At 45.7% G+C, this 25,073-nt stretch carries 26 protein-coding genes; 17 read left to right on the top strand and 9 right to left on the bottom strand.

The window, feature by feature from the left end; all coding sequences use genetic code 11:
• Window positions 1–15: 15 nt before the first annotated feature.
• A complete protein-coding gene (locus AC3WTL_RS15245; protein ID WP_492369688.1) occupies window positions 16–1,038 on the top strand; it encodes a dipeptidase in 1,023 nt (340 codons plus the stop codon).
• A gap of 260 nt (window positions 1,039–1,298) precedes the next feature.
• Here AC3WTL_RS15245 and AC3WTL_RS15240 read toward each other — a convergent pair whose 3' ends face one another.
• Window positions 1,299–1,916, bottom strand: a complete 618-nt coding sequence (locus AC3WTL_RS15240) for a TetR/AcrR family transcriptional regulator (RefSeq protein ID WP_492369687.1) — start codon at window positions 1,914–1,916, stop codon at window positions 1,299–1,301.
• Window positions 1,917–2,030: 114 nt separating this feature from the next.
• Between AC3WTL_RS15240 and kynU the strand changes: the two genes are divergently transcribed.
• The 6 genes from kynU (at window position 2,031) to AC3WTL_RS15210 (ending at window position 8,372) form a co-directional block, all read left to right on the top strand.
• Window positions 2,031–3,299, top strand: a complete 1,269-nt coding sequence (gene kynU, locus AC3WTL_RS15235; RefSeq protein ID WP_048009510.1) for a kynureninase — start codon at window positions 2,031–2,033, stop codon at window positions 3,297–3,299.
• Entirely contained in the window at window positions 3,296–3,925 is a 630-nt protein-coding gene (gene kynB, locus AC3WTL_RS15230) for an arylformamidase (RefSeq protein WP_048009509.1), read from the top strand. Before kynU ends, kynB begins: the two co-directional genes overlap by 4 nt.
• Window positions 3,926–4,399: 474 nt before the next feature.
• Entirely contained in the window at window positions 4,400–5,254 is an 855-nt protein-coding gene (gene kynA, locus AC3WTL_RS15225) for a tryptophan 2,3-dioxygenase (RefSeq protein WP_222498331.1), read from the top strand.
• Between the two features lie 80 nt (window positions 5,255–5,334).
• Complete coding sequence (locus tag AC3WTL_RS15220) at window positions 5,335–6,678, top strand: sodium-dependent transporter (protein ID WP_252220897.1); 1,344 nt, start codon at window positions 5,335–5,337, stop codon at window positions 6,676–6,678.
• Window positions 6,679–6,877: 199 nt separating this feature from the next.
• On the top strand, window positions 6,878–7,717 hold the full coding sequence (locus AC3WTL_RS15215) for an STAS domain-containing protein (RefSeq protein ID WP_222498335.1): 840 nt from the start codon (window positions 6,878–6,880) through the stop codon (window positions 7,715–7,717).
• A 67-nt stretch (window positions 7,718–7,784) separates the two neighbouring features.
• A complete protein-coding gene (locus tag AC3WTL_RS15210) occupies window positions 7,785–8,372 on the top strand; it encodes a class I SAM-dependent methyltransferase (protein ID WP_248348993.1) in 588 nt (195 codons plus the stop codon).
• Between the two features lie 296 nt (window positions 8,373–8,668).
• Here AC3WTL_RS15210 and AC3WTL_RS15205 read toward each other — a convergent pair whose 3' ends face one another.
• Together AC3WTL_RS15205 and htpX are read right to left on the bottom strand one after the other, a co-directional pair.
• On the bottom strand, window positions 8,669–8,902 hold the full coding sequence (locus AC3WTL_RS15205; RefSeq protein ID WP_248348991.1) for a DUF378 domain-containing protein: 234 nt from the start codon (window positions 8,900–8,902) through the stop codon (window positions 8,669–8,671).
• A gap of 348 nt (window positions 8,903–9,250) precedes the next feature.
• On the bottom strand, window positions 9,251–10,132 hold the full coding sequence (htpX, locus tag AC3WTL_RS15200) for a protease HtpX (protein WP_248348990.1): 882 nt from the start codon (window positions 10,130–10,132) through the stop codon (window positions 9,251–9,253).
• A 176-nt stretch (window positions 10,133–10,308) separates the two neighbouring features.
• Between htpX and AC3WTL_RS15195 the strand changes: the two genes are divergently transcribed.
• The 3 genes from AC3WTL_RS15195 to AC3WTL_RS15185 all read left to right on the top strand — a co-directional run bounded on the left by AC3WTL_RS15195 (window position 10,309) and on the right by AC3WTL_RS15185 (window position 12,115).
• On the top strand, window positions 10,309–11,040 hold the full coding sequence (locus AC3WTL_RS15195) for a DUF1836 domain-containing protein (RefSeq protein WP_492369686.1): 732 nt from the start codon (window positions 10,309–10,311) through the stop codon (window positions 11,038–11,040).
• Between the two features lie 282 nt (window positions 11,041–11,322).
• The gene (locus tag AC3WTL_RS15190) at window positions 11,323–11,583 is read left to right on the top strand and encodes a MerR family transcriptional regulator (RefSeq protein WP_492369685.1); all 261 of its coding nucleotides are present in this window, start codon (window positions 11,323–11,325) and stop codon (window positions 11,581–11,583) included.
• A 79-nt stretch (window positions 11,584–11,662) separates the two neighbouring features.
• Window positions 11,663–12,115 carry an SRPBCC family protein gene (locus AC3WTL_RS15185; protein WP_222498345.1) on the top strand — a complete coding sequence of 151 codons (453 nt, stop codon included), beginning with the start codon at window positions 11,663–11,665 and terminating at the stop codon, window positions 12,113–12,115.
• A gap of 39 nt (window positions 12,116–12,154) precedes the next feature.
• On the opposite strand, the gene AC3WTL_RS15180 is transcribed toward AC3WTL_RS15185, so the two are convergent.
• A complete protein-coding gene (locus AC3WTL_RS15180; protein ID WP_222498347.1) occupies window positions 12,155–13,492 on the bottom strand; it encodes an ABC transporter permease in 1,338 nt (445 codons plus the stop codon).
• Entirely contained in the window at window positions 13,489–14,178 is a 690-nt protein-coding gene (locus AC3WTL_RS15175) for an ABC transporter ATP-binding protein (protein WP_252220902.1), read from the bottom strand. The genes AC3WTL_RS15180 and AC3WTL_RS15175 overlap by 4 nt, the downstream gene beginning before the upstream one ends.
• 204 nt (window positions 14,179–14,382) lie before the next feature.
• On the opposite strand from AC3WTL_RS15175, the gene AC3WTL_RS15170 reads away from it, so the two are divergent.
• A complete protein-coding gene (locus AC3WTL_RS15170; RefSeq protein ID WP_492369684.1) occupies window positions 14,383–15,609 on the top strand; it encodes a DUF819 family protein in 1,227 nt (408 codons plus the stop codon).
• 169 nt (window positions 15,610–15,778) lie between these two features.
• A complete protein-coding gene (locus tag AC3WTL_RS15165; protein ID WP_252220905.1) occupies window positions 15,779–17,086 on the top strand; it encodes a uracil/xanthine transporter in 1,308 nt (435 codons plus the stop codon).
• Window positions 17,087–17,115: 29 nt separating this feature from the next.
• Here the strand turns inward: AC3WTL_RS15165 and AC3WTL_RS15160 are convergent, their stop codons facing one another.
• The 3 genes from AC3WTL_RS15160 to AC3WTL_RS15150 form a co-directional block, all read right to left on the bottom strand.
• Window positions 17,116–17,994, bottom strand: coding sequence for an aminoglycoside 6-adenylyltransferase (locus tag AC3WTL_RS15160; RefSeq protein ID WP_252220906.1), 879 nt, complete (start codon window positions 17,992–17,994; stop codon window positions 17,116–17,118).
• 112 nt (window positions 17,995–18,106) lie between these two features.
• Window positions 18,107–19,594 carry a class I adenylate-forming enzyme family protein gene (locus AC3WTL_RS15155; RefSeq protein ID WP_252220907.1) on the bottom strand — a complete coding sequence of 496 codons (1,488 nt, stop codon included), beginning with the start codon at window positions 19,592–19,594 and terminating at the stop codon, window positions 18,107–18,109.
• Window positions 19,595–19,622: 28 nt separating this feature from the next.
• Window positions 19,623–20,012 (bottom strand): MerR family DNA-binding protein, encoded by a 390-nt coding sequence (locus tag AC3WTL_RS15150; RefSeq protein WP_197214295.1) that lies wholly within the window; start codon window positions 20,010–20,012, stop codon window positions 19,623–19,625.
• Window positions 20,013–20,100: 88 nt separating this feature from the next.
• On the opposite strand from AC3WTL_RS15150, the gene AC3WTL_RS15145 reads away from it, so the two are divergent.
• Window positions 20,101–21,714 carry an acyl-CoA dehydrogenase family protein gene (locus AC3WTL_RS15145; protein ID WP_252220908.1) on the top strand — a complete coding sequence of 538 codons (1,614 nt, stop codon included), beginning with the start codon at window positions 20,101–20,103 and terminating at the stop codon, window positions 21,712–21,714.
• Window positions 21,715–21,745: 31 nt separating this feature from the next.
• Here the strand turns inward: AC3WTL_RS15145 and AC3WTL_RS15140 are convergent, their stop codons facing one another.
• Window positions 21,746–22,000 (bottom strand): DUF3949 domain-containing protein, encoded by a 255-nt coding sequence (locus tag AC3WTL_RS15140; RefSeq protein WP_061791365.1) that lies wholly within the window; start codon window positions 21,998–22,000, stop codon window positions 21,746–21,748.
• A gap of 139 nt (window positions 22,001–22,139) precedes the next feature.
• Here AC3WTL_RS15140 and AC3WTL_RS15135 point away from each other — a divergent pair, with 139 nt between their 5' ends.
• The 4 genes from AC3WTL_RS15135 to AC3WTL_RS15120 all read left to right on the top strand — a co-directional run bounded on the left by AC3WTL_RS15135 (window position 22,140) and on the right by AC3WTL_RS15120 (window position 24,841).
• Window positions 22,140–22,511 (top strand): hypothetical protein, encoded by a 372-nt coding sequence (locus AC3WTL_RS15135; RefSeq protein ID WP_222498362.1) that lies wholly within the window; start codon window positions 22,140–22,142, stop codon window positions 22,509–22,511.
• 402 nt (window positions 22,512–22,913) lie between these two features.
• Window positions 22,914–23,675 carry a MerR family transcriptional regulator gene (locus AC3WTL_RS15130; RefSeq protein WP_252220909.1) on the top strand — a complete coding sequence of 254 codons (762 nt, stop codon included), beginning with the start codon at window positions 22,914–22,916 and terminating at the stop codon, window positions 23,673–23,675.
• Window positions 23,676–23,882: 207 nt separating this feature from the next.
• Window positions 23,883–24,431, top strand: a complete 549-nt coding sequence (locus AC3WTL_RS15125; protein WP_222498364.1) for a CBO0543 family protein — start codon at window positions 23,883–23,885, stop codon at window positions 24,429–24,431.
• Window positions 24,432–24,586: 155 nt separating this feature from the next.
• Window positions 24,587–24,841, top strand: a complete 255-nt coding sequence (locus AC3WTL_RS15120) for a hypothetical protein (RefSeq protein WP_197214511.1) — start codon at window positions 24,587–24,589, stop codon at window positions 24,839–24,841.
• Window positions 24,842–25,073: the final 232 nt, after the last annotated feature.

The following is a 25,073-nucleotide window of genomic DNA, read 5'->3' as shown; positions in this document are numbered from 1 at the left end:
ATGGAGGAAGATCAAATGGAAACAGAAACATATATAGATCAGATTAAAAATCATGCTCTTATTATTGATGGCCACTTCGACTTATTGATGGACGTGGCAATTCAAAGGGAACGCGGCAGAAGGAAGGTGATTGAAACAGATTATTGGCCGCGTTTTAAACAAGGCGGCGTGAATATCATCATTGCTGCTATTTTTATTGATAGCAGTTTTTTGCCGGAAATGGCCTTGCGGAAAGCCTTGAATCAAGTAAGTGCAATTTATGATGAAGTACAGGAATCACCAGATAAGTTAATGATCTGCAAAAATAGTGAAGACATGCTGCTGGCCCGGAAATCAGGCAAAATCGGTTTCCTGCTTTCTCTTGAGGGTGCAGAACCAATTGGGACCGACTTAAGCCTGTTAAGGATATTCTATGAATTGGGTGTCCGAAACATGGGCTTGGTGTGGAGCAGAAGAAATGCTGTCGGTGATGGAAGCCATTTCAGCCCAATAAGGGAAGGCAGGAAAGGCGGCATAACCTCTTTTGGTGTCCAGTTAATTGAAGAAGCAGAACAACTGGGAATGACGATTGATGTTTCCCATTTGAATGATGAAGGTTTTTGGGATGTCATTGAAATTTCAAAAAAGCCTATTATTGCTTCCCATTCAAATGCGAGGGCTCTTTCGAATACGATGCGCAATTTAACGGATGACCAAATGAAAGCCATTGCCTCCAAAGGCGGTGTTATCGGAATAAACGCGGTCAGCATCATTGTCGCGGCAGAAGACGAAAACAGTAATCTGGACCAGCTGATTAACCATCTTGATTATATGGTTCAGCTAGTTGGCATTGATCATGTCGGAATAGGTCTTGATTTATGTGATGATTTCTTCAAATATGTGTCCGCAGAGGATTTAGCCAGCATGCCTCGGAAACCGTTCGACGTGATTGACGGACATGGAAACCTGGGTCAATTGATTAAGGGATTGGCAGATAGAGGGTACAAGACGGAAGATATAGAAAAGATTTTGGGACGGAACTTTCTGAGAATATTTTAAACCGTAAGCTAGTAAATAATCGTATGCAGCCTAACTTGTAAAAAAGGTGCTTTGCCCATTGCAGTTCTTGGGAGAGGCACCTTTTTGGCTAACATTATTTGTTTCTTAAGAAAGACGGTAGAATAGGGAGTAGTGCATATAATCGAAAAGTGGTACATAAATGAACAAACCTGAAGCATAAATCGAAAAAGTGATGCACAAATCTATGAAAGTGGTGCATAAATGTAAAATGCCCCTAATTGTCCGCGGAAAATTCTTCTCTATTCATACAATCCGCCTGTATACATCCTCGTCAAGTTCACAATTACATCATCCATCTGATACTTCTCCTTGTTCATCACCAGCTCCCACATGAACATCTCATTCGAATAAAACCAGCCTCTCGCGGTGAGGGCAGGGTCAAGGTTCTCTTTGGCAAGCCTTTGTGACTGGGCGTAGCGGATATCGACGGAAATGCGCTCGATGAAGCGTTCGCGAATTCCATACCATTTTTCCTCTATCTCAGGGGAGATGCCGATCGCCTCTTTTACGACCTTCATCATGTCCCGCTCATCCAAGGCCAGCTGCAGGAACAGCCTGACCTGCTTCTTAATATTTTCATAGGCCTCTTCTTTGGCCTGCGGCTTAAAGGGCATCTCTGCCACTTCGTAAAATTGGTTCATGAGATCGTCCATTATGGTAATGAAAAGCTCGTCTTTATTTTTAAAATAGACGTACGCCGTGCCGTAGCCTGTTTTGGCTTTTTTGATCATTTGGGAGATGGTCGCTTTTTGAAAGCCGTTTTCGAGAAAAACTTCTTTTCCGGCCTGGAGAAGCTTTTGGCGTGTTTTCAGGGCCTGCTGCTGTCTCGCAGGCAATTGATCTATGGAATTTTTCATCTATTTCATTCCTTTTTATATTTTCTACTATTACTGACATTATATCATTGACATAGTGTCAATCAAACAATATAATTTTCGTAAATAATAAATATTCTGAAAGGTTGGAAATATATGGATATAACAAAAGAGTATGCAGTCAGACTTGATGAACAAAATGACCTGTCCTGCCGGGAAGAGTTTTATATAAAAGAAGATGGAATTTATCTTGATGGCAATTCACTTGGCCTGCTTTCAAAACGTGCGGAGAAATCACTCCTTGACCTGCTTGAATCCTGGAAACACCATGCCATTGACGGCTGGACAGAAGGGGATAATCCCTGGTTCTATCTATCTGAAAAACTGGGTAGAGAGCTGGCGCCAATCGTAGGGGCAAATCCGGAGGAAGTAGTTGTAAGCGGTTCCACAACTGTTAACCTTCACCAGCTTGTCTCCACTTTTTATAAGCCGGAAGGAAAAAGAACAAAGATACTGGCAGACGAGCTCAATTTTCCAAGTGATATTTACGCGCTGCAAAGCCAGGTGAAGCTGAAGGGCTTTGATCCCGATGAGCATCTTGTCCGGGTGAAAAGCGCGGATGGTCATACATTGAGGGAAGAAGACATTGTCGCGGCCATGACGGATGAAATCGCGCTGATTGTCCTGCCTGGTGTTTTATACCGTAGCGGCCAGGTGCTGGATATGGAGTATTTGACTGCTGAGGCGCATAAACGCGGGATTGAGATCGGCTTTGATCTATGCCATTCGGTTGGATCTGTCCCCCATTCCCTAAGTGATTGGAATGTCGATTTCGCGTTCTGGTGCAACTATAAGCATCTGAATGGCGGTCCAGGCTCAACGGGCGGGCTGTTTGTGAACAAGCGCCACTTTGGAAAGGTTCCGGGACTTTCCGGCTGGTTCAGCTCCCGCAAGGATAAGCAGTTTGATATGGAACATGTGCTGACTGCGGCTGAGGATGCGGGGGCTTACCAGATCGGTACACCGAATATTTTCAGCATGGCGCCAATTATTGGCTCACTAAGCATGTTTAATGAAGTCGGTATGGAACGAATCCGTGAAAAGTCTCTTCAGCTGACAGGCTATATGATCGAGCTGATTCAGCATGAGCTTGAAGGACATGGTCTTGTCCTGCGCAATCCGCTTGATGAAAAGAAGCGGGGCGGCCATATTTATCTGGAGCACCCTGAAGCAGCAAGAATCTGCAAGGCGCTGAAGGTTGAGGGAGTCATCCCGGATTTTCGCGCGCCAAATGGTATCCGGCTGGCGCCGGTTGCACTATACAACACGTTTGAAGATGTGTGGAAAACCGTACAAATTTTAAAAGGCATCATGGAAGAGGAAAAATATAAGCAATTCGAAAATAAGCGGGGAGTCGTAGCATGACGAAAAAGGGATGGATCGATATATCACAGCCGCTGACTAATAGCATCGCCCACTGGCCCGGAGATACCCCGTTCAGCTATGAAACGGCTTTTACAAAAGAACAAACCGGCTCTGTCAATATCGGCCGGATTACGACAAGCCTGCATACCGGCACCCATGTCGATGCGCCGTTCCATTTTAATGATGAAGGCGAAAAGATTCTGGATCTGGACATTGAGCTGTATATCGGGCCAGCGAGGGTGATCGATGTATCTGGGTATGAAAAGGTGGATTCGGAGGTTCTGAAAAAGTTTGATCTCGAAGGCACAGAACGTGTGCTCCTTAGGACTTCGGTTCCGAATGATTCGGAAGTGTTTCCGAATCGGATCCCTGAACTGACCGCGGATATGGCAGACTACCTTGGCAGCAAAAGGGTGCGCCTGCTCGGAGTGGATGTGCCATCTGTCGATCAGCTCGACAGCAAAGAGATGGAAACGCATCATGCCTTATATCGGAATGGCATTCATATACTGGAAAATATCATGCTGGATGAGGTAGAAGAAGGAAATTATGAACTAATTGCTTTGCCGCTCCCGATCAAAGACGGAGACGGGAGCCCGGTGCGGGCAGTTATTCGCCCGATTTAAGCGGGGAATGCAAAATCCTGAATTTATCGGCCGATACGGAAATTTAAATTTAACGGCCAAATCCTGTATTTAACAGCCAATACGGAAATTTAACGCCAAACTATCATTTTTAACGGCCGAACGGCCAGGTTTATCGGCAAATTGCTAAATTTTTGCCTTGCAGGAACAGCAGGGCCAGCCTTTACCGGCCGATTTTAAAGAAATACCGGCCAAACTGTTACATTTACCGGCCAATTTCAATAAAATACCGGCCAAACTGCGGGATTTACCGGCCAATTGAAGTTCGGCTGCAAGCAGCAGCGGGTATATCGGCAAAAAAATAATATATCGGTCAATCACATAACAATATCGGTCAGATTTTCAATATATCGGTCACTTTCCAGATATATCGGTCACTTTCCAGATATATCGGTCAGCTGCTGATATACCGGCCGAATCGAGAACGATAAGAACCAATCCCAAGGAGGAACCAACATGATCAACGAAAAACACCAGGACGTAAACGCAACAACCTCTGAAAAAAGCATCCATACAGACTTTACTAATAACATGACATACGGTGAATACCTTCAGCTTGATAAAATCTTATCCGCGCAAAACAGGCTTTCCGGCCATCATGATGAGATGCTGTTCATCGTAATCCACCAGGTGAGCGAGCTGTGGATGAAGCTGATTCTTCACGAAATGGGCGCAGCCATCGAATCAATTGAAAACAATGATTTATCCACAGCACAGAAAAGATTGTCACGCGTTTCAAAGACACAATCGCAGATTATTCAGGCATGGGATGTGCTGTCCACCCTGACACCTTCCGAATATATGGAGTTCCGTGATTCCCTTGGCCAGGCATCTGGCTTTCAATCCTACCAGTATCGTATGGTAGAATTTGCGTTAGGCTACAAAACCGAGCATGTCCTGAAAATCTATCAAAAAGATCCCGAGCTTCATGCGAAATTAACCGAAGCTTTCGAAAAGCCCGGCCTATACGATGTAGCCATCCGCGCGCTTCACAAAGCTGGCCTACCGGTTGATGAAGACATTTTGAACAGAGATGTAACCAGAACATACAAAGAAAATGATTCGGTCCGTGCAGCCTGGATGACGGTGTATAAAAATCCTGAAAAGTACTGGGAGTTATACGAGCTTGCGGAAAAACTTGTGGATATTGAAGACTGGCTGCAGCAGTGGCGCTTCCGCCATATGAAAACGGTGGAAAGAATCATCGGCTTCAAGATGGGCACAGGCGGTTCATCAGGTGTCGGCTATCTGAAAAAAGTATTGGATCAGCGCTTCTTCCCTGAACTTTGGGATATCCGCACAGAGCTGTAATCTGGGATTTAAAGGGGAATCGGGGCCCGAAAGTCTTCCTGAATCGGGCCTTACATAAAAATAGAGAACAGGGGGGTACTATGAGTACAAATCGAGAGCAATGGTCATCTAAATTCGGCTTTATCATGTCCTCAGCCGGTGCCGCGATTGGCCTGGGAGCGATCTGGAAGTTCCCGTATGTGGCCGGAACGAGCGGCGGTGGCGCTTTTTTGCTGATGTTTATCGCATTTACGATTTTGATTGGTCTTCCGATGCTCATTTCAGAATTTATTATCGGGCGAGGGGCACAGAAAGAAGCGGTGTCTGCTTATTATAAACTGGCGCCAAACAGTCCGTGGACCATTACCGGCAAGCTTGGCGTTGTCGGCTGCTTCCTGCTGCTGAGTTTTTATTCGGTTGTTGGGGGCTGGGTGCTGATTTATACAGTACTGTCGATTGGCGGCAAAATCATCACGCCAGGTGCAGTATATCCGGAACTGTTTGGCATGATTACATCTACACCAAGCTGGACACTAATGGGACTGGCTGCTTTTCTGCTAATTAACATTGTGGTCATCACATTCGGAATCCAAAACGGGATTGAAGCTGCAAGCAAATATATGATGCCGCTATTATTCATCTTTTTTATCGTGCTTGTGGTACGCGCACTGACACTGGATGGAGCAATGGAAGGAGTCAAGTTCTTCCTGAACCCGGACTTCAGCAAAATCACAGGGGAATCGGCCCTTTATGCATTGGGACAGTCTTTCTTTGCACTGGCAGTCGGCTTCTCATGCATGGTCACTTACAGCTCGTATCTGGACAAAAAAGTCAGCATCCCAAATTCAGCGGGCTCAGTTGTCATCATGAACATCATAATTTCCATTTTAGCAGGATTGGCGATTTTCCCGGTTGTGTTTGCATTCGGATTTGAACCTGCGGAAGGCCCAGGACTTTTGTTCATGGTCCTGCCTGCCGTCTTTTCACAGATCCCATTAGGAGAAATGTTCCTGGCAATCTTCCTGCTGCTTTTCTTATTTGCCACTTTAACATCATCGTTCAGCATGCTGGAAATCATCGTTTCTGCATTCATCGAGAACGGAAAGCATTCCCGGAAAAAAATCTCCTGGATCTCCGGAATTGTCATGTTTGCCGCCGGAATTCCTGCTGCGCTGTCGTTCAGCCTGCTTGGGGACTTCACCATTTTTGGGAAAAATATCTTTGATGCGACCGACTACCTGGTCAGCAATATCCTGCTTCCGCTAGGCTGCCTGCTGATTGCCCTGTTTATTTCTTTTAGAATGGAAAAACAGCTTGTAAAAGAGGAGTTTCTGCTTGGCAGCGATCTTTCGCCAGCCATGTACACAGCCTGGAGCCTCCTGATGAAAGTATTGGTTCCTGCAACGATTGTTGTTGTGTTTATCAGCACATCCGGAATTTTTTAAAAAGAAGCGCCAATTCCGGCGCTTTTTTTCGTTATAAAAAAATCAAATTAAAGGTTTATGGGCAAATTAAAAAGGGTATAAAAACTTTGGGGTCTGGAAGCATGATGATGATATCTTCCATATTTAAGTTCAAGAGAAGGACTTTTTGAGATAAAAACGAAAGTGTATAGTATATAAAACAAAGGGGCGTATGCTTAAAATGGAAGCAACTTACAAGGATACCAAAGATATAGCAGGGTTTATTGTCGCAAATCGTGAGAATTTTCAGCAAAAATTATTATCCGAGGCTGTGAATGTAGCCTCAAAAATCAATGAAATCCTCCAGAGAGGAAATATCGATCTTTTAAAAAATGCTGAGAGATTGGCTTTATATGTTGTCGAAAATGAAGAAGAAGAGCTGATTGCTTTTGCCAGACAGGAAGGCGTTGCCTGGGCGGAGCATTCCCTGACGCTGGCATTTAAGCTGGAATGGGTGCAGGCGATCCGGCGTACTTTGTGGCACTTCTTATTCCAATATGACAGAATTAAAGGGAAGCAAAAAGTAGGAGAGGAATTTTATAATCTGGAAAAGAATGTAAATGACCATGTTGACCAATTTTTAAATAACTTCTTCATCAGCTATTCTGATTATAAAGATGAAATGCTTAAATCACAGCGCAAACTGGTGGAGCATTTGTCCGTGCCGATTATTCCGGTCAGCACGTCTGTCGCTGTACTGCCGCTGATTGGCATGATTGATTCGTACCGGATTCAGACGATTGAAGAGAAAGTTCTGATGGATATCTCATCGATTAAAATCCAGACCTTAATAATGGATCTTTCCGGAATTGCAGATATGGAAGTTGATGTTATTGTCCACTTCAAAAAGATTTTGAGCGGCATTAGGATGATGGGCTGTGATGCAGTAATTACCGGTCTTAGAGCTGAGCTTGTCCGCAAAATGATCCATGCTGGTGTTTCGTTCGAGAGCCAGGCGGAAACAAAGGGAACATTGCAGCAGACCTTACGGGAATATTTAGTGATTGAACCTAAAAAATAGTACATATAAATCTGCCTGCCGCTGTCCTTTTTGGAACGCGGCAGGCATTTTTTAAAAGGAGCCCAAGATGAAGGACTTTGACGACTGGCTGGATATCCAAACACACGGCGACCAAAAAGGGTTTCACAAATCCTTTCACTATCACCGCTACGAACCTACTCCTTATGAGGGCCTGGAAAAACTGTTCAGTGAATACACGCTGAAAAGCAGTGACCGCCTCGTGGACTTCGGCTGCGGAAAGGGCCGGCTTCCGTTTTACATACACCATACCTTTCGGGCTTCCGCTGCAGGTGTGGAAATGAGTGATGACTTCTACCATGAGGCTATGAAAAATCTCCGGACGTACAAAGGGGAAAAAGCAGGAATCAGCTTTTATAACATCCTGGCTCAGGAGTATGAAATCACTCAGCAGGACACTCATTTTTACTTTTTCAATCCGTTTTCGGTGCAAATTTTTATGAAAGTCGTCAATAATATACTCCGCTCAGCCGAAGGCAGCCCGCGCAAAATGGATATTATTCTTTACTACCCTTCAGAGGATTATTTATTTTATCTGGAAAACAGCACCCCCTTTGAGCTGATCAAAGAGGTGGCACTTAAGGGTGATGATAACGAGCGTTTCCTGGTCTATCGTTTCAATCAAACGTTTGATTGAAAAATCCCCCTTGCCACAAGGATGGGGGAATTTCTTTTTATCGCAGTCTAACTGGCAGTAAGACCCCCACTTCAAGACTCAGAGGAATCAAAGGAGGATCAGTGGGGGTCAAACTGCCCGTAAAGGCCCGATTGGTGAGATACAGTGAAACTTGCCGACGCGCAGGCAGAGGCTTAGTTGAACCAATCGGGTTCGTAGTGTCGATTGGTCGAAGCGCTAGCGGAGATCTTAGCGACACTAGAACGCGACTAACAATCAGTGGGGAAAGGAAAACCCCCACTGATTGAAGTTTCACTTTATCGTACAGGCCTTGATTCAGGTTCTCTGTCATATTCGCGGCTTGGTTTAAAGAGGAGACCGAGATTGATCAAACCGGCAATTCCCACTAATCCATAGACTATTCTTGATAACACTGCATCCTGTCCTCCGAATAAGCTGGCAACTAAATCAAATTGGAAAAATCCAATCAGCCCCCAATTAATGGCTCCTATAATCGTTAGTACAAGTGCAATACGCTGGAATCCGTTCATGTTCTAGTCCTCCTTAATATGAGTAATCATACAGCGTGCCCGCATCGGTACAAACCGTCACAGCCTTACTCCGATGCTATTTTCTGCTATATATTAAGAAATTACCCTTTTATTGGAGGGGCAAACAATTTTTAGAGAGTTGGAGAAATAAAAAGGATGCCCAAAATGTGTACCTGGGAAAAAGAATAGTGAAATTGGGGAAACAAACACTTAATTTGAGGTAAAGACTCAGTAATTTAGGGAAACACCTCTCCAATTAGAGGAAAACATTCACAAAAATGAGAAAAAGCTATCCCGAAAAAGGATAGCTTTTTAAATTTCCGGTTAAAGCACTTTGCGCTTTTTTACTTACTTCGCACTCAATCGTCTGATGCGCTCATCCAAATCCGGATGGGTTGAGAATAGGGAAGCTTTGCTTCTATTATTAATTTTCAATGTGGAAATCGCTGTCTGTTCTTCTCCCTTGATGCGGCTCGAGTAGGCCTTCAGCATCTGCAGGGCATGAGTCATTTTGTCTTTGCCGGCCAGGTCAGCACCGCCGCGGTCCGCATGGAACTCACGGTGGCGGGAGTAAGCGAAGACGACAAGACTTCCAAGGATTGAGAAGGCGATCTGGAACACGATTACCGCGATGAAATGCACAATTGGTGCCATTTCTTCTCTGACAAAACGGGATGCTACCCACGCCGCGATTCTGGCAAGGAAGACAACAAATGTGTTGACAACCCCCTGGAGAAGGGTCATTGTGACCATATCCCCGTTCGCAATATGTGCCACCTCATGGGCGATGACACCTTCAATGGCATCGTCGTCCATTTCCTGCAGCAGTCCAGTTGAAACTGCCACAAGCGAGCGTTTTTTCGAAGGACCTGTCGCAAAAGCGTTTACTTCAGGAGAGTGGTAGATCCCGACTTCCGGCATATGTGTTAAGCCTGCCGCTCTTGAAAGACGGTGAACTTTCTCCACGATGTCCCGTTCAGCTCCTGAAAGGGCCCCGTTCGGATCCAGCACCTGGACATTCATCATTTTCTTGGCCATCCAGCGGGACATCCACAGAGAAATGAAGGAGCCAGAGAAGCCAATGACCGCACTGAATACAAGCAATGAGCCGAAATCAATGCCGCCCTGGGCATTAATGTAATTACCCCCGCCAATCAGCGAGAAAATAATGCTGATTGTCAAAAGAACAAGCACGTTCGTCAATAAAAAGTAAAAAATACGTTTACCCATTTCCTCACCCTTTTTATCTATTTTGAGTTCATGTGAACTTGTCATCTGACTATATAATATAATTTTTCTATAAAAATGGCAAGTCATAACTAGGCTAAGCTGAAATAGACATTGACTGTAATCATTGAAACGATTAGGATGAAAGCATTGAATAGAGAACGCAGGGGCTGATTACCTTGGAATTATTCCAGCTATCAAGGAAAAGCATGGCTGATTTCCTGCTGTCGCTGAAGGGGGATGGGGAGCTTTCACCCAAACAAATCCTTCAGCAGGCATGGGCAGCCGCTCATGCAAAAAAAGGAATATCAACGGAAGCTTTTCTCGATACGAAAATGCCGGCCATATTTGAAAAATTGCTGCGGGCAGATTTGCAGAGAATCGGCTTTTCCATCAATGAAATTGTCGCACTGGGGAACCAGATTGAATTCACCCAGTTATCATCGACTGCCGTTCAAAACTGGGTGAAGCGGGATGTGAAGAACCTGATTGGCAGTCCGCAGATCGGCAAGAAATATTCAGTAGACCAAGCTGCCATGCTTTTTATCGTGGAGGATCTGAAAGCGACACTCGATTTCGATTCTATCCGGAAAATTCTGGCTCTCCTTTTTAATGATCTCGATGACAGGTCAGACGATTTAATTGAGCCGATCCCATTTTATTCTGCTTACGCGGCTATTTTTGAAAAAGCCCATCATCATAATATATTAGGCGAAAACATGCATGATGGCATTGAGAGATGCATCAAGCAGGAAGCCTTGCAGGCATTGGATAGCTTTCAGGATTTTACGGATCAGCAGAAAGACATCGTCTCGAATATTCTTGTAACGGCCTCCCTCACCGTATTATCGGCCTACTACAAGTCGCTGACAAAGAAATATGTAACGGCTACCTTGTTTTTAAATGGGTAAGCCGGGAAGCATCGCCGCTTGAGGGCGATGTTTTTTTATGTTCTTGTTCTAATCCTATAATGGCGAGCATAGCAAAAAACTATTAGGAAGAACGAAGTATGCGTTTCCTGGAGACTAGTTGAAATCTATAATGGAAAAAAGCCTCAGCGGATCATGCCGCCAGAGGCTTTTTCTATTTCTTTCTATCTGATGTGCATTGTGATATACATAATACGAAATATTATTTAAAAAAACATTGACCATGTGGTGCACCCCACACTTTAAGATAGTAAGGAGGAAGCGATGTACAAGATTAGCGAGTTTTCGGAAATGACCGGGTTAACGAAGGAAACATTGCGATATTACGCAGAAGTAAAGCTGCTGGAGCCCGCTTTTATTGACTCAAAAAACAATTACCGGTATTACGATGACGGCAGCTACTTTTTGGCTATCCTTTTACTAAAGCTAAGAAGATTAGGCTTCACCATTCAGGAAATGATTTCTGTGATGGAGGATGAATCATTCGCCAATCTGGAAGCATTGCTGATCAAAAAAGAAAGCTGATCAAGAAGCAGATGGAGGAGCTTCAAGGTCAAATAGATGAAATTGATGCCTTTTTGGATTCGGGGAAGGAGGAAGAATTGTGATTCAATGGAAAGAAGAAATCATGATTGAAAGAAATATTGAAAAGGTGTGGATCTTGTTTTCCGACCAGCACATAAAGAAAATCATGCCCAAGGTCGAAGAGCACACTCTGATCGAAAAAAGGGAAGATGAAGCAGGGGCAAAACACAGGCAAACCTACAGAGAAGGCAAGCGCCTGGAGACTTATATTGTCGAAACACTGGCTTATGAGAACTCAGAGGATAAAAAGCATAAGCAGATCCATTTTGTATTGGGAAAGGCTTTTGAAATTACCCTGGCATTTACACTGGTCAAAATCGATGACTCCCACACCAGGTTTATTTATGAAGGGAAAAATAAAGGGGTCAACTTCGTTGGAAGGGCCATGCTGAAGCTTGGCGGCGATAAAAACAACCTGAAGGTGGTAGAGGAATTCCTGCAGAAGGTTCGCGAGGAAGCGTTCAAGCTATAATAAAAACATCGCCGGCTAAAACCAGCGATGTTTTTTCTATTAAACTTCCCGTCTCATTGCCTTCAGCACATCCACCTGTGTCGCGCGCTTGGCCGGACGCCAGCCGGAGAAGATGGTGACAGTCAGGCAAATCGCCACACTGATCAGAGTAAGGGACCATGGAATGTAAGAAAGCATAAGGCCCTCAGGCGGAGCTTCCTCAAATACTCTTTCCAGCACGAGCGGAAGTGCCAGGTTGACCGCATAGCTGATTCCATAAGCAACAATCGTGCCAAACAGGGCGCCAAGCAGTCCGATATAGCTGCTTTCAAGGACAAAGATCCGCTTAATCGTCTTCGGATGGGCGCCGATCGCTTTCATGATGCCGATATCGGGGGCGCGCTCCGTAACGGCCATCGTCATTGTATTATAAATGCCGATGGAAGCAATAATTAAAGCGATGGTTCCGATGAAGAGAAGGCCGATTTTTAGAATCGTAAAAACCATATTAATCTGCTTCATCTCATTCACGATAGAATAAACCATATAATTGCCGTCTTTCAATTTGTCATTGATCCCTGTAACAGCCTCGACATCTTTAGCGTAAAGGCTGACTCTATCGTATATTCGGCCGGTATCCTCGGATGCTCCTTCCACTTGTTCCGGACTGCCGCCAGGTGTACCGGTGAATGCTTCCACTTCCTTAAAAATGTCTTCAGAAATGAAAACCGTGCGGATCTGCATCCATTCTTTAGAAGGCTTCTTCGTGACCCCGGTTATGGTTAGCGGAATGGACTTCTTGATTTCCTTGCCATCCTCCATTTTGACCACTTCCATTTCAATGGTCTTTCCGACTAACTCACCCTTGTAGGCGTATTCTTCTTTTATAGAGCCATCCTCATTAAAGGTGTTTTCTTCTTCTTTCGGCTCCAGAGACAAACCATCCGCAAAGGAGGAGCCAACCACGACTTCATTCTCTTTTTCCGGGAGTCTTCCTTCAGACAGCTCGAATCCTGCTTTCACTTCTTCCGGAAAATAAGCCGAAACGGTCTCTGATTGAGCGGTATATTCATCTGTTTTAAAGATTGGGCTTTGCTGCAGAGATTGCCTGCGGGTGACTGCTTTTACCCCGGTGATTTCTTGAAAATGTTTGATATCCTCATCTTTTATGCCCTGGAAATTTTCTTCGCCCATTTCCTTGCCGTGAACCTGGATTTCCGTCACAAGGCTGTCTTCCAGTACATCCTGGATAATCGATTTATGAAGACCGAATCCGACCGATGCCAGCACAATCAGGAAGGTACATCCAATCGCTGTGGCTAAAATTGTCATAAACAGCCTTGTTTTATTCTTCTTCATATTTTGCCTTACAAATCGGAATTGATCTTTTACATTCATGCCAATACACCCTCCATAACCCTTCCATCTGTGATTTCAATTGTCTTATGGCCGATGGCTGCCACTTTTTCGTCGTGCGTAATAATCAGGAACGTAATGCCCAGATCACGGTTCAGCTCTTGAATGAACTGCAGCAGCTCGTTTTCTGTTTCGCTGTCCAGGCTGCCAGTCGGTTCATCCGCCAGAATGAGGGGAGGATTCACGACAAGCGCCCGGGCGATGCTGACACGCTGCTGCTGTCCGCCGGAAAGCTCACTTGGGTAATGATCTTTATATTCGATAAGGCCTACCCGCTTTAACGTCTCTTCCGTCTTCTGCAGTCTTTCCTTTTCAGCCATCCCTTTGAGAATGAGAGGGAGCTCGACATTTTGGTAAGCCGTCATGCTCGGAATCAGCTGAAAGCTCTGGAAAATGAATCCGAGATTCGCCAGGCGGAAATCAGCGAATTTGCCTTCGTTATAGTCACTGACCTTCTTGCCATGTATCCGGACCTCTCCATGCTTTGGCTTAATAAACCCGCTGATGATATTCAAGAGTGTCGACTTCCCGGAACCGCTCCTGCCCACAATCGTAACAATCTCGCCTTTTTCCACTGAAAAAGAAACATTCTCCAATACAGGAATAACCGTCTTCTTTTCTTTCTTGCCAATCTCAAACGCATGGCTTAACTCTCTAACTTCTATCACGCAATAACCTTCCTTCTAAAAAAGTGTCTGCCATCTAGACGTACGAAAGGGCACTTTCGGATTCAAAAATTAATAAAATAATTTTTGGTGACACGCACCACTCGAATTTTGTCGAATCAGCCTATTCAATTTGAATATTTTGAATTTTATAAGAGATAGAGCTAATATGGTGGGGAGTGCTACTGAAAAAAGGAGGAAATGTTATTGGAGCAGTCACTTATTAAAGCCGATGATTATGTAACACTTTGGGGAATTATTGTGGTCTGGGCTTCGGCAAGCATCTATCTGGAGCAGCGATACGCTTTAGCTGCGAAAATTTCAGGGGCGATTATTGCCCTGATTGGCGCTATCATTCTATCTAATACGGGAATTATTCCGACAGCATCACCGGTTTACGATGCAGTCTGGACATTTATCATTCCGCTCGCAATTCCATTGCTTCTTTTTCATGTGAATATTAAAAGAATCTGGCAGGAAAGCGGCCGTCTGCTGATTATCTTTCTGATCAGCTCCATTGGAACAGTGGCAGGTGTGATCATCAGCTTTTTCTTGCTGAAAGATCATATTCCCGTGCTCGATAAACTGGGAGCGATGCTCAGCGCATCCTATATTGGCGGCGGAGTGAACTTTGCAGCCATGGCGGCGAAATTCGAGACGCCTGGAGAAATGGTATCCGCCGCAGTTGTCGCCGATAATTTAATGATGGCGGTTTACTTCGTTGTTCTGATGATGGTGCCAGCCATTGGATTTTTCCGGAGCCGGTTTAAAACGCCGCATGCAGATCAGGTAGAAAGCGGAAGTATAGGAGAAGAAGGGAAGACACTTGCGGAAAGCTTTTGGAAGCGAAAGGACATTTCATTAAAGGATATCGCTTTATCCGCTGGAACGGCTTTTTTACTGGTGATTATAGCTTTTAAGATTGCTGAATTCCTGGATAAGGCCATTCCTTCCGGGGATGAAGTCTCTTTCTTTATAAATCTTGTAAATGGGCTGTTTGGAGACAAGTATCTGATGCTTACTACTCTGACATTCCTGGCTCTGGCCATGTTCCCGAGATACTTTCAGTCTATTAATGGAAGCCAGGAAATCGGAACGTTCCTGATTTATTTGTTCTTTGTCGTGATCGGCATTCCGGCATCAATCCCGCTCATAATCGAGAATGCCCCGCTGCTGCTGGTGTTTGTGTTCATCATCGTCGTAGTGAACCTGGCTGTATCTTTAACGGCAGGCAAACTATTAAAATATGATCTCGAAGAAATCCTCCTGGCCAGCAATGCCAATGTCGGCGGCCCAACCACCGCTGCCGCCATGGCCATCGCCAAGGGCTGGAAGGACCTGATTGGACCGATTCTCGTAGTAGGAACACTGGGCTATATCATCGGCAACTATGTCGGCACTGCGCTTGGACTATGGTTTTCCGGACTTATATAAAAATGGAGCAGCGCCCGCAAGATTTTGCGGGCTTTTCCTATTCGCCTCCACTTTCTCCCTATTTCTACTTTTCTTCAAGATAAACCCAAAGAAATTTCTCGAAATTTGTACTATAATAGTAGCTAGTTATTTTTAGAGAAACGAAATAATAGAAAGAAGTGTTGGCATCTTGGATAAACGGTTTGGTACCGTGACGATATTTTCTTCTGTTCAATGGCTATTTTTTATTTTTGCAAATACCGTGATGGTCCCGATTTCAGTAGGAACCGTCTTCGGGCTTCCGGGTGAAACGATTGCGATGATGCTGAGAGCCTCGCTTATCTTTACGGGGCTGGCGACCATTTTTCAGGGCTGGAAAGGGCATCGCTATCCGCTTATGGAAGGTCATTCCGGCTTGCTGTGGGGAGTCATCCTGAACCTTGGCCTGTCCGCATCTTCCCTTGGCATGAGTTTTACAGAAATCGGAGGCGGAATTGCGACAGGGGTAATGCTCGCTTCGGGTGTCACGCTAATCCTCGCAGCATTCAACGGCATTTCACTGCTGAAGTCAATCTTCAGCCCGATGGTGATGTCCGTTTATTTGTTTCTATTAACCTTCCAGCTGATTTTCATTTTTTTTAAAGGCATGATGAAGGTCGGCGAGCAGGGCACCATTGATGTGCCGATTACGCTTTATTCCTTTGCTCTCGTCATTTTTGTGAGTTTATTAAAATTAAAAGGGAATGCCCTCATCAGTAATTTTTCTATTTTAATAGGGTTGCTGGCAGGGTGGATCGGCTATGATCTCCTGTTTGCCGGTGAAGCGGTACAGGCGACGGCATCCGAAGATGTGAGCTTTACACTCTTTCCGCTGGGACAGCCTAACCTGGAAATCGGAATTGTGGCAGTAGCCTTCTTTGCGTGTCTGATGAACCTTAGCAACACAGTCGCTTCGATCAGTTCCGGTGACCTCTTGTTTAAAAAGGAATCCGGGAAGCGCGAGTACCGCGGCTCGATTTTTATTACCTCGGTCTTCACAGTAATTGGAAGCGGGTTTGGCCTTGTGCCGTATACGCCATTCACCTCATCGATCGGATTCCTGCAGAGTACCCGAGTATTGATGAGAACACCCTTCTTCATTGGGGGAGCGCTCTTAACTGTAATTGGCCTGGTCCCGCACTTGGGCTCATGGCTCGCCGGCATGCCGGTAACAGTCGGGAACGCCGTTTTGTTTGTCGCGTATCTGCAGCTGTTCGGGACTGCTTTCAATAGCTTAAGCGGAAAAGTGTTCAACTCAGACACCATCTTCCGTTTAGCGGCACCCGTCCTGATCGGCATCAGCCTGATGAATACACCGTCTGCCGTGTTCGCGGAATTCCCTGTATTGATTCAGCCATTTATCTCAAACGGGCTGCTGATGGGCGTCCTGATCTCCATTCTTTTGGAAAAAATGGTGAACTGGTCTGCGTTCGAACAGTTGGAATTAAAGAACAACTAGAAAAATCCCCTGAGCCTAGGGGATTTTTTTTAATAGATGGATTGGGCGTCTGCAGGCAGGCTGCGGATATGCTTTAAGAATCCTGTCACACGCTTATCATCTTCAAATGGGTACTCATAACAGAGTTTCTCGGCTACCTCGACCGCTGTTTTTCTGAAAAGGGAGCACATGGTAAAAAGGGCATCCCAAATGTGTTCAAATTCGGCGTCTGAGTACGTAGCCTGAAACTGTTCCCAGTCCCCGGCAGAAAGAAAATCGGGAAGATACTTGCCGGCCTTGCCTGCGCTCTTTGTAAAATCTGCTGTGATGCCGGCCTTCCATTCCAGCATGGTTATCAGCACATTGCGGTTGATCTGCTCATGCATAAACATCGCGTAAGTCAGCTCCCTGCGCCAAAGTCCTTTACTGACATTCATCGTAATCCACCAAAACTCATTGCACAGATCTGCAAACTCTCTGGCATCAGGTTTCTTGATGTGGTAATCCCGATCACTGGCTGGCGGCAGGGACCCAATCAGCCCATCCTTATCAAGAAGCAGCACACTCAGGCTGTCAGGCTCCAGCAGCTCATCTATCCTTTCAGCCGGAATCAGCGTCAGATCGATCCTGTTCCCGTCCACAAACTGCATCAGATAAGGGAAGCGGCCGTTTCCATCGGCAGGCGGCAGCACCTTCTCCTCAGGCATCTGCATCATCACCTGCTCGCCAAACACATCCACCCAGCTATGATCACAGGTGAAGGACTCCATTTCCCTCACGATGTACACAATATCATAATCCTGAAAGATATCTTTCTTTAGATTAGAATTCGCGCGCGACCCATTAAGAATCACCGCACGAACCCGCTCATCATTCTTGGCAGTTGATAGAATCAGATTCATCATTTCGGTTTCGGTTCTTGACTTCATGTGGCCTCCTGATTGTTTGGTTATACTATTAAGTTACTTTTTTTAGGGGCGGATTCCTGCTGGTGAATCTAAAAAATCAGGCGCCATCCCAAGCACCTGATTTTCGCCGCAATTAAGCATGCACCAATTTTTTCACCTGCTGCTTCAAAATCTTTCCGCTCGCATTCCGCGGCAGTTCATCCACAAAGGAATAGATCCGCGGACACTTAAATTCTGCGAGATGTTCGGCTGTAAACGCCCGCAATTCTTCCTCAGACACCTGGCCCTTCAGCACAACGACTGCTTTGACGGTCTCACCCCATTCTTCATGAGGCATACCGACGACACAGGATTCCAAAACCGCGTCATGCTTCGCGAGTACTTCTTCAATTTCACGCGGATAAATGTTGACGCCGCCCGAAATAATGACATCCTTTTTACGGTCCACGATGTAAAAGTAGCCATCCTCATCCCGGTAGGCAATGTCGCCGGTATAGAGCCAGCCGCCTTTCAGCACAGCATTCGTTTCAGCCGGATTATTGTCATAACCAAGCATGAGGCTGTCGCCAGTCAGAAGAATCTCGCCATATTCATTTGGAGCCGTATCGGTGCCATCCGGCCGGACGACCCGTATTTCCATGTTCACCGTCGGGTTTTTGCCGATGCTTCCAGCCTTCTCCAGGTGCTCTTCCGGGTATAAGAGAATGCCATTTGGTCCCGCTTCCGTCAGTCCGTATACCTGATAGAAGTTTTCGTTGCGGAACGCCTTTTTCACATGGTGATAGGAGGCAAGAGCCAGCGGGCCGCCGCCATAGGCAAAGACACGCATGGCGGACAAATCATAGGAAGCCAAATCCGGATCCTTGGCCGCAAGCAAATAGGCAACAGGTGCCGCAAATGAGAAGGTCGTCTTTTCCTGCTGAATCCAGTTCAGGAAGTCCTTTGGAGTAAAGTCGCCGATCACATGGGATGCTCCGCAATAAAGCCCGCTCATGAAAAAGGTATTCAAAGGAGCAGAGTGGGAGAGCGGCATCAGGGTGAGCATGGAATCATTATGCGACAAGCTAAAATTAACCGAAACAGCTGAAGCGATCGCCAGAATGCGTTCATGGCTGAACACAACTCCCTTTGGCGTCCCGGTTGTTCCGGATGTAAAAAGAATCTCACAGACGTCCCGCGAATCAATCGGCACATCAAGATTATCCTCAGAAAAATGAGCAGAAGCTTCAACTGCATCCTGAATCGAAAAATAGAAATTTACATTCTCTTTTAACGCCGCAGCCGTTTCAGCAAGCTCATCCTCATATAGAATTCCTGAAGCATTCGCACTTTGGAAAATAGCCGACAATTCTTTCGGTGTCAGGCGGATATTCATCGGCATCGGAATCGCGCCGATCTTCATGCAGGCAAAAAAAGCATAAAAGAAGTGCTCCGTATTGCGGGACATTACCGCAACCCGATCGCCCCTCCGGACTCCTTCATTCTGAAGATAACGTGCCAGCCTGTTGCATAAGCGGTTCATGTCTCCGTATGTAAGGCGGTTCGACACCGTCATAAAGGCGTCCTTTTCTGGAAACTTCCTTGCATTTCTCTCCAATACTCCGTGAATGGTTGCTCCCACTATACTCAGCCCCTTATTAAAAATGAATTTATGTCTTCACCCGGCTGTTTTCATACTTTGCTTTGTACGTCAAAATGTCTTCCCGCAGCATTTGCAGCTGCATGATCTGCTCTTCGATTTCCCTCAGCTTGCTGTCAGCAAATGCAATAATTCTGCTTTTCTCCGCTTCGCCTTCCGGGTTCGATTCATACAGCTCAATCATTTCTCTGATTTCCTGAAGGCCGAAGCCGAGTTTTTTCCCCCGCAGAATCATCTTCAGGCGCCGTCGTTCCCGATTGGTATAGGTGCGCTGCTTGGTCATGCTGTCACGGTTTTCCGAAGTCAGCATTCCAATTTCCTCGTAATAGCGGATCGTCCTGGAGCTGATGTCAAACATTGCCGCAAGCTCGCTGATGGTAAAAATCTTTTCTTCTGGCATTATCTATCCTCCTAGTTGACGTTAACGTTAGCTTAGTTAATAATTCTGAAAATTACTATTTGTCAATCAAAAAAGGAGTGATTTTTCCATGACGATAACTTCCCGGGACCAGCAGATAAGAGGCAGGAATTCATACACATTTGATGAGTTTTTAGATCGGCGTGCCAACCAGGATTGGTATAAGGATGATCCCTTTTTGCAAAAGGCCTTAAAAAAATATGCAGGCTCGCAATATGAACAGATACATAATGAACTGCAGGATTTTTCTCCGGCTGTTTCGTCCAGATGGAACACGCTTGCAGAAAGTGCAGCAAGGCCTGAATCCCGTCCGTATATGCTTCATTTTGATGCCTTCAATCACCGCATTGACCGTGTCGTCCGACCAATGGAAACGCATCAGCTGGAAAAAGAAGTGTTTGGGGAGGGCCTTTTTTCAAGCCGCATGCCGTCCTGGGAAAGTTTCGTGAAGCGGATGCTGATTCACCAGCTGGGGGAAGCGGGTGTCGCCTGTCCGCTGACATGCACGATTGGATTAATTGCACTCCTTGAACAATATCCGAATGAAGATATTCCTGAGCTGGAGATAATTTTACAGCATACGAAAGAGGGACTTGACGGGGATTTTGCCATCGGTGCCCAATTCATGACGGAGATACAGGGAGGATCCGATTTGCCTGCCAATGTGCTTGAGGCGGACCCAGATGGTAAAAACTATCGCCTTTATGGCAATAAATTTTTCTGCTCGGTTGCACATGCCGACTATTCCGTGGTCACTGCAAAGATATCCGGCACTGATAAAGTGTCCACCTTCATTGTGCCGTCCTGGCTGCCTGGTGATAAGGAGAAGGAAAAGCGCAATGTCTATGAAATCAACCGGATCAAGTGGAAAATGGGTACGGCCGAGCTGCCGACAGGGGAATTTCAGTATAATGGGGCTCTTGCTTACCCGGTTGGCTCGGCAGGAAAAGGGGTGGCCGTTGCAGCCGGCATCGTTCTGACCCTATCCCGCCTTGAAATCGGCATCGCCTGTGCCGCCTTTATGCTCCGTGCAGCCCGGGAAGCCAATCTTTATGGCGATTTCCGGACTGTTTTTGGCAAAAAGGTAAAAGATTACCCGTTATCAGCGAGAACGCTGAAAAAAATAGAAAATGCCGCCCATCGGACAGCTGCAGGCGCTTTTAAAATCTATGATCTATTCCTCCGCCTTGACCAGCCGCTGAATGCCGGGATTCCGGTGGATCAGCCGCTCGAACGGAGAAAACAGCTCTTTAACTTGAGGGAGATTGTGCTGCTGCAGAAAATCTGTGCCACAAACGAAGGAGCAGAGGTGCTGCGCGATGCTATCTCTGTCTTTGCCGGCCATGGTGTCATGGAGGAATTCTCGTCATTGCCGCGCATCTTCCGGGATGTCGTCGTCAATGAGCAGTGGGAAGGCCCGCGCAATCTGCTGCTGACGCAAATTTACCGGGATATTCAGAGAGTGGCTGACTGGTATCCGCCGGGTGAATTCGTGTCAAATGTGCTTGCAGGTGCTCCTAAGGAAACGATTGATCGATTTGCGGAGCAGCTGACGGATCTCCTGCAGCGCCCGGTGTGCGGGGAAGTGAGCGAAGCTTCCATGGAAGCGGCTGAAGAGTGGGATATGTTCTGCGATTCCTTTTTTCAAGCCTACCAGACGATTGCGCTGGAGGAATTGCAATAAAAAAATGCCTGGCGGAAGCCTGCCAGGCTATTTAATGCTTAATTCGATAGATAACCGATGCCAGCAAATTGGCCAGAAAAAAGATCGGGTTTCCCTGCATGTTCTCATGCAGAACCAGTTCATCCACTCTCATGCTGTCATACATTTCTCCCTGTGTTTTCCCCTTCGCTTTATTTTTGGCCTCCATCTCTTTAAGGTTGACCAAAAAACGGTATTGCATGGGTAGAATGAGAAGTGAAAACAAAACATACAATCCGACAATTCCCCAAAAAATCATCAAAAACATTAAGTCTCCTCCTAGTTAATTCCATTTTACAACATCTCTAATGAGTATGTATTTAAGAACATACGTTCTTTAAATATGCATAAATCCTCCGCTTCCTAAATAAGATGAAGTATCATCCAAGAAAAGAGGCGATTCAACCATGGTTACAAAAGAGATGCTGGTCCGTTTTGATGAACTGAACCGCAGGAAAAAGGACCTGGAAGCAGAATTGGATAAATTGAAAGACCTGTTTCATCAGTATTTCGATACAGCTGTAGGACAGAATGAAAAAGGGGAAGTTAAGATTGATAGCTACAAATTGCAGAGGCAGATTAGAAGGACGGAGAAATTCGACCCAGTTCCAACTGTTAACAAACTCGAGGAGCTGAATCTTATCGATCTGATTCAAAAGCGTCCGGATGAAGGAAAAATAAAATCCGCGATGGATCTTGGATTGATTAAGGAAGCTGACCTGGAAGGATGCAGAATCTCCAGGACAACCGCCGCTCTCCTGATTAAAAAGCTGGATTAATTTTTTAAAAAATATGGTTGACCTTCACGCTGCGTAAAGGTGTATCGTTAGTAACAGAAAGTACTTTCTATAACTTCATTGTCTAGCTGCAGCGCCTAGCCAGTATTTTCTTCATGAATTTCCTCCCCTGAATTACTTGCGAGGAGCATGATTCGAAGAATGATGCTTTGAGCAGCTCGGGGTCATAAGCCAAATCACTCCAGAAATCAGGACAAGGAAAGCTTCGGCAGCGTTGCATCGCCCGACCAAAGCTTGCTTTGGGAGGTTTCCTGCGTGATTCGTCTTATGCCTGCCGGGCTTGCACAGGATGTGCTGACTTCAACGTTCGCCACAGGACGTGGCGGTTTTTAGTTGAAGTTCATCTGAAGGCGCTTCCGCTTTTCTAGAAAGGAGGACCATCGCATGGAATACACAGTGCAGAAGCTCGCGCAGCTGGCCGGGGTCAGCTCGAGGACCCTCAGGTATTATGATGAAATTGGGATTTTTAAGCCGGCAAGAACCAATTCATCGGGATATCGGATTTATGGCCAAAAGGAAGTTGACAGACTTCAGCAGATTCTATTTTATAGAGAGCTTGGCATCAGCCTTGATCAGATCAAGGAAATCATCACAGCACCTGCTTTCGATGCTGCGGATGCACTGAAGGAGCACCGCGAGAAACTCCTTGAGAAAAGAAAGCAGCTCGATCTGCTTATTACGAATGTAGAAAAAACGATCGCGTCAGCGGAAGGGAGAACGACCATGTCAGATAAAGAAAAGTTTGAAGGGTTCAAAAAGAAAATGATTGAAGATAATGAGAAGCAATACGGAAAGGAAATCCGCGAAAAATATGGTGAGGAGACGGTTGAGAAGTCGAATGCCAAACTTATGAACATGACGCGGGAGGAGCATGAGGCCGTTACCAAACTGGCTGAAGAGATAAACAGCACCTTGGAGCAGGCCATGGAAACGGATGATCCGGCAGGAGAGCTTGCTCAAAAAGCAGCCGGCCTGCATAAGCAATGGATCACATATTATTGGAGCGAATACAGCAAAGAGGCCCACGCCGGCCTGGCGGAAATGTATGTGGCAGATGAAAGGTTTAAAGCTTATTATGATAAAATTCAGCCGGGTGCCGCTGAGTTTTTAAGGGATGCAATCAAGATCTATACTGGACAGCAATAGGTGTGAAAGCGGCTGGCTCTGCCGGCCGTTTTTTTATGGGACTGAAGTTTGCTCCGTCCGCCAAGCTAATGAGGATTCATATGATCGCTAAGTTTGGTATACCCCTTTTCGCCAATAGTTCACTAAAACCATCTGCTTACTGTATGTAACTTCCTACATAGGGGAAAATGTGTAACAAGATACCAACACAAAATGGCAGGTGATGAGATGAGCCGCATTCCTTCATATAAAGATGAGCAAACCCTTAGGGAGAAATTAAGAGATATTTCTCTTGAACATTGGGTACATGAGGATTTGTTCAGTTTTCATTGGTGGCTGCTGCTGGCTGCGAGCATATTGCCATTTTTTATTTGGTGGAGGCTGGTGGATAAGACCAGGTTATTTGAAATTCTGACTTTCGGCTTAATCTGTGCGATCTTCGCCTGTTTCCTCGATGTTGTGGGAGTGAGCTTTCTGTTATGGGGATATCCGGATAAACTGTTTCACTTTTTACCTCCATTAGTGCCGGCAGATTTTGTGGTCATTCCAGTGTCAGGAATGCTGATCTATCAGTACTTCAGCACATGGAAAAGCTATGCGGCTGCAGCAGTGGTCCTGGGAATCCTGTTTGCTTATATCATTGAACCGTTATTTAGCTTCTTAAATATGTTTGTGCTCATACATTGGAAGCATACATATTCGTTCATAGGCTTTATCCTCTTTTTTCTGGTTATTCGCCTTTTGATGATGGGTTTGAAGGGCGCAGCAAAAAAATAAAGAAAGCGGTCAGCAGTGCTGGCCGCTGTTTTACCGGATTAATAGTGGGAGCTGTGGGAACATTTTTTACAGCAGCTGTAATGCCGTTCAAATGAGCATTTTTTGCAGGTGCAATGATGAATTTCAGGTGTGCATTTTTTACAGGAGCAGCTCTTATGCTCAAAGGAACATTTTTTGCAGGAACAGTGGTGTTTAAAATCGCTTGTACATTTCTTGCAGCCGTGATGTTTAGGCTCTTCTTTCTTTTTGCAGCAGACCTTTTTCTTGTAATAATATTCTTCAACACAATAATGGCACATGGGTTTCACTCCTTTCTCCTACTAATATATGAAGGGGAAACCAGAAGGAAAGAGCCCTTGTCCATATTGCTTAAAATTTCCGCAAATGCCCCCTCATTTTTCGCAGTCTAACGGGCAGTAAGACCCCCGCTTCAAGACTCTGAGGAATCAAAGGAGGGTAAGCGGGGGCCAAACTGCCCAATCCAGCTGCGGCTCCTAGGGGCTCGAGGTCATAAGCCAATCAGCTGGTGGGAAGAAAGGCACTTCCCTCCAGCTGCTCGTCTTATGCTTGTCACCCCTGGCAAGTCGCCTCGCTTTATAATGTAAAGGCCCGATTGGTGAGATACAGTGAAACTTGCCGACG

Source organism: Cytobacillus sp. EB106-05-05-XG126 (assembly GCF_058791715.1).
Note: the sequence above shows the minus strand (reverse complement) of the source record. Positions and strands in the feature narration are given on the sequence as shown.